The sequence below is a fragment of the Vibrio genomosp. F10 str. ZF-129 genome, assembly GCF_000287055.2.
Classification (GTDB): domain Bacteria; phylum Pseudomonadota; class Gammaproteobacteria; order Enterobacterales; family Vibrionaceae; genus Vibrio.
This window is the reverse complement of sequence record NZ_AJYQ02000035.1, coordinates 1-6,620: the sequence shown is the minus strand read 5'-3', so window position 1 is coordinate 6,620 and position 6,620 is coordinate 1. Positions and strand designations below refer to the sequence as shown.

The following is a 6,620-nucleotide window of genomic DNA, read 5'->3' as shown; positions in this document are numbered from 1 at the left end:
GGAGTGCCAGGCGTTTTTAGCAAAATAGCCGCTATAGAACCGCCGTAGATGCCACCGATGTAAACACCAATGAGCATAACAAGCGCAGAAGTAGGCTCCATTCCAAAGGTGAATGGAAGCAAAATGGCCACCCCCATCGTAGCGGTTAAACCAGGAAGTGCACCTAAGACAATACCGCCAACCACACCGAAAATAAGAACCGGTAATACCGCCGGGCTAAAAGCAACAAGAAGGCCGCTCAGTAGATGTTCAAACATAGCAACTCCTTAATAAAAGATGCCTTGCGGCAGAGAGATATAAAACACTTCACCGAATAGGTAATAAACGCAAAGTACGAAGATCCAAGCGACTAAATAAAAAAGAGGCTTTTTAATTTTAAAGAACACCAAATAGGCCGTGAACGCAAGGAGGCTAGCAATCAGGTAACCGACTACACTGATCAGTAGCACGTAACCAATTAGAAATACCGCTCCGAAGATGGCCATTCTAGAAAAAACAGGCGGTTCGTTTGTCGTTTGGTTCGATTTCATTTTGTGCTGCATAATCAGCGCGGCACAGATAATGACTTGAGCAATAGCGACAACCATTGGAAAAAATTTGGCATCAACACTCGCATCTTGAAAGCGTGGCTCAGCAAATTGCCCGATAAGTACCAAGATAATAGCGCTACAGACAATAACCAACGACGGGAAAAAAACATGTCTATTTAACATTCATTCACCACATAAAGGTTTGTATGGAAGACGGCTTGTATAGAGAGATGTGTAATAAAAAGGAGCTTTCATTTGAAAGCTCCTTTTCAATAGGGTTAGTTGATCAGAGTACCCAGAGATTGAGCATCTTGAGCGACAAACTTCGTGAACTCTTCGGCGTTCATATTGTGGATGGTCATTGCGCCTTTCTCCATGAACTCTTTGAATTCAGCACTAGCCATCGCTTCGTCAAACGCTTTACCTAATGTTTCTATAACGTCGTCTGGAGTGTTTTTTGGAGCGCCAATACCACGCCATGTGCCTGTTGTTACATCGATGCCTTGTTCTTTCAGCGTTGGAACATCAGGGATGTAGGCAATGCGCTCTTCAGACATAACGCCCAACGCTTTGAGTTGCCCCGAACGCAGCTGAGCAATTGCTTCACCCGGTGTTACCATCGTCACATCTGTGTGATGGCCTAGTACGGCAGGAATCGCTTCTGAAGAACCATTGTAAGGTATAGCATTTAGTTTGATGTTCTGGTCTTTTTCAAGCGCCATCAAATAGAAATTTGGCGCAGCGGTAGAGGCAAATTTCACTTTCCCTTCACCCTTTTTCGCATCTGCAATCAAATCATTGATGGTGTTGTATGGGCTATCAGCGGCAACCAATACAACAGCAGGGTCTAGGTTAACCATTCTAATAAGTTTGAAGTCGCTAGCGTCGTGTTGCATCAATCCCATTTGTGGTAGAGAGGCAATTTCACGGGTAACAACAGTTAATGTATAGCCATCGGCACGTTGTTGGGCGCCAAAGCTCATGCCCACGGCACCAGCGCCACCTGTACGGTTCATTACTGCAATATTCTGCCCTAGAATATCTTTTGCGGAATTAGCAAGGGTACGACCGACTGCATCTGTTCCCCCGCCCGCACCGAATGGAACGACCAATCGAATGTTTTTAGTTGGGTAATCGGCAGCAATGGATGTAGCGGAAACCAGTAAACCTGCGGCAATGAATAGAGAGGTTAAGAGTTTGTTCATAATCAGTCCTTTAGTTATTGTTTTATTTTCTGTATGTCTGTGTAGGGTTTTCTATCTTGTTATTTTGGTACTCGCTCATACAAAGTTGTTCAATTGCTACTGCAATCCAGCCACTGATAAGCATGTCGTACCATTGTTCAACACCACTGCAAGCAACCACCACGTCGCCATAGACAAATGATCCATAGAAAAGTAAGTCGTCGTCTTTTAGTGAAGAAGTGTGAATGGTTTGGTTAATGATATTTGCACCAGAATTACGCCAAGCTTGCTGTGCTTTTTTTCTAGCAAGTTGATCGAATGGGATCGTCCACTCGGCTGGTATACCTAGTGAAGCTTCATAAAGAATCGCTTTATCGAATGCTGATTCCCAAGGTTTTAATCGAGGGTCCATAACAATAATGTGAAGCTCTTTACGATTGGTACGTTCAAACAATTGATTGATAGAAGGTGTGACGAGATCTACCGCATCTTTTGCTATGTCGAAATGTGATTTCATGGATTATCCTTAATATACTCAACTCTTCTGTATTTTTAGATATATTGTATTACAAGTTGATTGGGTTAATTATTGCCGCGGCGATATTTTCTGTCATCCGTCACTCAGTGAAATATTGACATAAATCTCATTAGATTGGGCTTTCTGGCGCTATTTAGTGAAGGCAGTCACGCTGAAATAAAATCTAATGCAGAGGTTAATGTATTAATATACGACTAGAGATTTTGAGTGGGATCATTTAGGCCGGTAAGAATGAGATATTGGACGAGCCATGACATGTTGAGATTGTTGAAAGCAAACAATAACGCCCAAAGATTTAAAATAAGTAGATGACGTATTGCTGGGCTATTCAATACGTCATAATGTGATTCGCTTGGGATAAACTTAATCGTACATGAGCTTTTCCGCTTTTTGCATATCAAATTCATTAAGCGATTTTCTCGCGAGTTGTCTAAACGGCAAAGCTTTGACTATTTCTTCAAAAGGCTGAACGGCAAAGGCCCAGAAAATCGAACCATCGAAGCCTAATATGATCATGGCACATAAGGGGATCGAAATAACCCATTGCCCAGTAAAGTTGATTTTAAAGACTGCGGTCGTTTTTCCTAGTGCGCGGAGTACATTTCCATGCACCGTGTTATAGCCCCGAACAATGGGCAAAAAAATGTAGAGTGGGGCAATGGCAGACAACGCAATGTAGGTTGATTCGTCAAGATCTGGGTAAATGTCACCAATAACAAATGATAGAACGGCAAAGCTAGCTGCACACACCACCGATATTCCTACCGTAACATCAATACTGGTATTAACATTCTTTGTTAAATCATCCATTTTTTTAGAGCCAATGGCCTGACTAATACTGATCGCCGAGGAATGAGCCCATGCCGCCATAAACTGAGTGCCCGCTCTAATCCAAGGCATGACCAACGTAATGGCAACATAAGCATTGATGTTAAGCTGCGAATAAAGCAACTGATAAAGCGTCGCCCCAATCAACAAAATCGTGACATTCGCAGCAACGGGGAAGATTTCAATCAAGTGCTTTTTAATGTTCGTCTGAAACTCTTGTCGTGTGACAGAAAGCGCCAAGGTGATATTGGGGTCGTAATGAACGCAGAGTGTTAAGTATATCAGACGCAAAGTCATTGCGATCACGCTGCCCAACGCTGCTCCTTGTACACCTAGGCCATTAAAGTCATCAATGCCATGAATCAGGAAGTAAGACAAAATCGCATTCACCGGCAACTCAATCAGGTATCCTTTAAATGGGATTTTGGTTTTTCCTAAACTGTTGAATAAAGCAATCATCACTTGCGTGAGCGCGGTGTAAAGCACTAAATACTTGGTGATGCTGAGGTAACTTGATATCTGTTGATGAAGTGATGAATCCTTGGTGAGGATGTTGATTAATGGCTGATTGAAATAAGTGAGCAGTACCCAGAAAATAAGCGCGGCTGAAAGGTTTAGTGTTAGCCCTGACCAAAAAGCTTTTGAAAGAGATTGCTTGAGGCCAGAACCAAAAGCGCGACTTAGAACAAGTTGAGTACCGTTCGCTAGCGCCATCTGGATGCCGAGAATAAAGGCAACGATGGTGGTTGAAATACCCATAGCCGCTAAGGGTATTTCACCTAAAGAGGAAACCAAATAAGTATCAATCATTAGCATAGACTGCATAAGCAGCCCATTCAGTGCAAGTGGCCAGGCTAAAGAGAAATTCTTTCTAATGTAAGATTGCGACGACACGAATGGACCTTATAAATTGCAGTTGTTCCAACAACTAATAGATAAATGTGATGGATTGACTAACCGTTAACAAATTGAACGGGAACTTGAGCCAGTTTTTGGTTTTCATCATTGAGCAGAACGATAGAAGAGGTTCGCGCTCGGTCTGGCTCTCCCGACATAATGGCTTCATAAATCGCATTGTGCTCTGCAAGGCAAAAGCGTCCTCCCTCTGCGGAATGGTCGATAAATTGCTTAAAAATCGTAGATAGAATATTACCAAAAGGGATATAGAACTGATTTTGGGTTGATACGAATATGGCCTGGTGAAACAAGTGGTCGTTGATTGTCCATTCATCATAATCAAAACTATTGGCTGCGATGGTCATTTTTTGAAACAAGACTGACAAGGTTTTTCTTTGCTCTACCGTCGCGTTGATGGCCGCAAGCGCACAGGCTTCAGGCTCTATTGCTTTTCTCAATCCCAAAAATTGCGATAAAAATGGTTGAGTATCTTCTAGGTCTTGAATCCATTCTAAAAGCTGAGGGTCGAGGAAATGCCACTGATTTCTCGGTAGGATATGTGTCCCTACCTTTGGCTTGGATGATATCAACCCTTTTGCCGACAAAAGCTTGGTCGATTCACGTAGCGCAGTTCTACTCACACCAAACATTTCACACAGTTCGAGTTCATTGGGTAGCTTTTGATGTTCTTCAAGCTCCCCCGAAAGAATGCTTCGTGCGATTTGTCGAGCGACTTGCACATGAATCCTACGACTTGAGTTACTCACCAATGAAAAAATTGTCATGAAGCCACCTTAGAGGCAAGTAAACAAGAGCGTCTATTTGCGATGATTACTGCTGTTTTTACATATAGCATGCTAAAAACCAATCAATAAATAATACAATAAGATAATATTTAATCAAAGTGAGTAAGGCATAAATGCGTCTTCAGACACAAAAATATCGAAGAAAAAGCCTGTATCGTGATTTTCCTCAATAAAAGAGCGGCTACTGGACGGTTTTGTATGAATAAATAAGAGGAGTTAATAAGAAATATGAATGGATGAAAATTGGAAAAGGCTTTGAACCTCTTGTTGTCTCTAAGCTCACGTTATCTGATTTCCTCGTTTGGAGTCGGTAAAGTAAAGTGTTACAATTGGGGTTAAATAATACATTAAAAGCGAATTGTGAACATATGGCAGGTTCTTTTAACTCAATATCTGGTTCAAAACGTAGCCTACACGTGCAAGTAGCCCGAGAGATAGCACGGGGCATTCTGTCTGGGGAGCTTCCTCAGGGTTCCATCATTCCGGGTGAAATGGTGCTGTGTGAACAGTTTGGTATTAGCCGTACTGCGTTGCGAGAAGCCGTGAAACTGCTTACTTCTAAGGGCTTGTTAGAGTCTAAGCCTAAAGTGGGTACCCGTGTAGTAAACCGTGCGTATTGGAACTTTCTTGATCCTCAATTGATTGAGTGGATGGATGGACTCGCTGATATCGACCAATTCTGCTTACAATTTCTTGGTCTGCGCCGAGCGATCGAGCCTGAAGCTTGTGCTCTTGCCGCGACCCATGCGACCGCTGAGCAGCGAATCGAACTGTCTGGTATTTTTCAGAAAATGGTCGAAGTATCGGAAGCCGAGGTGTTTGATCAAGATCTCTGGACCGACATCGATATGAAGTTCCATAGCCTTATTTTTAACGCAACAGGTAACGATTTTTACCTGCCTTTTGGTCATATACTGACGACGATGTTTGTGAACTTTATTGTCCACTCTTCCGAAGAGGGGAGTACTTGTATCAATGAACACCGTCAGATTTATGATGCAATAATGGCTGGAAACAGTGCGAAAGCACGTGAGGCTTCTGCCAATCACTTACAAGAGGCGAACCACAGGCTTCCTGTCGCAAGTTAACATTTTTACTTGGTTATTTTGCTCTAAGAAGCATGCATCCGCATGCTTTTTTTATCTCTCTTCTATTTTAATCCTTCTATTTATCTGCTGTCGTTCTTCCAAACCATACGTGCTTCTATGTTTACTCTGCATGGCGTCGTTTGGCATCGAAATAGTCAATTTTGATGCACAGTTCTAATTTATAGTGCTAGAAACAATTTCTTGTGGTTATATAATAATACTAAACAAATCGTGGTGACTATCCTATGCCTCAATCTCTTCTCCCAAACATCATTCAGTTCATTGGTCAAATAGACCCCTTCGACAAAATACCGAAAGAGGCACTTCGAGAATTGGCCTTCACGGTACAAATTACTTATTTAAGTAAAGGAGAAGTCGTCGAACTGGATGATGAAGGTAAAGAGAAGTTCTTATACATCGTGAGAACAGGGTCGATGGAACAACGAAAATCCGATGGTGTACTCAGAGCAAGATTAGGCTCTGAAGATTTGTTTGGCTTCACCTTCTTTGATACCAACATTGATTCCGACAAAAGTTACCGGGCAACGGCCATCGAGAATACGCTTCTTTATCTGATTCCCAATTCTTCACTTCAAGCACTGTTCAAAAGCTTTCCGAGCTGCGCGGAGCATTTTGCCTCACAAGCGCAAGTTCGCCTAAAGTCCGCCTTAGATGTTGTTTGGTCGAATAAAGAGAAAGGTCTTTTCATACGCAAAGTAGAAGACGTAGCCAGTGGCAAAGTGGCGGTT

General features: G+C 42.4%; 8 protein-coding genes. 2 read left to right on the top strand and 6 right to left on the bottom strand.

All coding sequences use genetic code 11. The features are described 5' to 3' along the window. The 6 genes from A1QO_RS04855 to A1QO_RS04830 all read right to left on the bottom strand — a co-directional run. A partial coding sequence (locus A1QO_RS04855) for a tripartite tricarboxylate transporter permease (RefSeq protein WP_038131447.1) occupies positions 1 to 257 on the bottom strand: 257 nt, incomplete at its 3' end. Positions 258 to 266: 9 nt separating this feature from the next. Further along, complete coding sequence (locus tag A1QO_RS04850) at positions 267 to 713, bottom strand: tripartite tricarboxylate transporter TctB family protein (protein ID WP_017033913.1); 447 nt, start codon at positions 711 to 713, stop codon at positions 267 to 269. Between the two features lie 95 nt (positions 714 to 808). Continuing rightward, positions 809 to 1,735, bottom strand: coding sequence for a tripartite tricarboxylate transporter substrate binding protein (locus A1QO_RS04845; RefSeq protein WP_017033912.1), 927 nt, complete (start codon positions 1,733 to 1,735; stop codon positions 809 to 811). Between the two features lie 22 nt (positions 1,736 to 1,757). After that, the gene (locus A1QO_RS04840) at positions 1,758 to 2,231 is read right to left on the bottom strand and encodes a hypothetical protein (protein WP_017039306.1); all 474 of its coding nucleotides are present in this window, start codon (positions 2,229 to 2,231) and stop codon (positions 1,758 to 1,760) included. Positions 2,232 to 2,615: 384 nt separating this feature from the next. Further along, a complete protein-coding gene (locus A1QO_RS04835; protein WP_017039307.1) occupies positions 2,616 to 3,905 on the bottom strand; it encodes an MATE family efflux transporter in 1,290 nt (429 codons plus the stop codon). Between the two features lie 128 nt (positions 3,906 to 4,033). Further along, positions 4,034 to 4,762, bottom strand: coding sequence for a FadR/GntR family transcriptional regulator (locus A1QO_RS04830; RefSeq protein ID WP_017033909.1), 729 nt, complete (start codon positions 4,760 to 4,762; stop codon positions 4,034 to 4,036). Between the two features lie 389 nt (positions 4,763 to 5,151). Here A1QO_RS04830 and A1QO_RS04825 point away from each other — a divergent pair, with 389 nt between their 5' ends. Continuing rightward, positions 5,152 to 5,871 carry a FadR/GntR family transcriptional regulator gene (locus A1QO_RS04825; protein ID WP_026026584.1) on the top strand — a complete coding sequence of 240 codons (720 nt, stop codon included), beginning with the start codon at positions 5,152 to 5,154 and terminating at the stop codon, positions 5,869 to 5,871. Positions 5,872 to 6,116: 245 nt separating this feature from the next. Then, positions 6,117 to 6,620 (top strand): cyclic nucleotide-binding domain-containing protein (locus A1QO_RS04820; RefSeq protein ID WP_038131443.1); only part of this gene is annotated, 504 nt, incomplete at its 3' end.

Excerpts from the sequence above, each read along its gene's own strand:
- A1QO_RS04850 (WP_017033913.1), bottom strand. The coding sequence starts at position 713 with ATGTTAAATAGACATGTTTTTTTCCCGTCGTTGGTTATTGTCTGTAGC.
- A1QO_RS04845 (WP_017033912.1), bottom strand. The coding sequence starts at position 1,735 with ATGAACAAACTCTTAACCTCTCTATTCATTGCCGCAGGTTTACTGGTT.
- A1QO_RS04840 (WP_017039306.1), bottom strand. The coding sequence starts at position 2,231 with ATGAAATCACATTTCGACATAGCAAAAGATGCGGTAGATCTCGTCACA.
- A1QO_RS04835 (WP_017039307.1), bottom strand. The coding sequence starts at position 3,905 with ATGCAGTCTATGCTAATGATTGATACTTATTTGGTTTCCTCTTTAGGT.
- A1QO_RS04830 (WP_017033909.1), bottom strand. The coding sequence starts at position 4,762 with ATGACAATTTTTTCATTGGTGAGTAACTCAAGTCGTAGGATTCATGTG.
- A1QO_RS04825 (WP_026026584.1), top strand. The coding sequence starts at position 5,152 with ATGGCAGGTTCTTTTAACTCAATATCTGGTTCAAAACGTAGCCTACAC.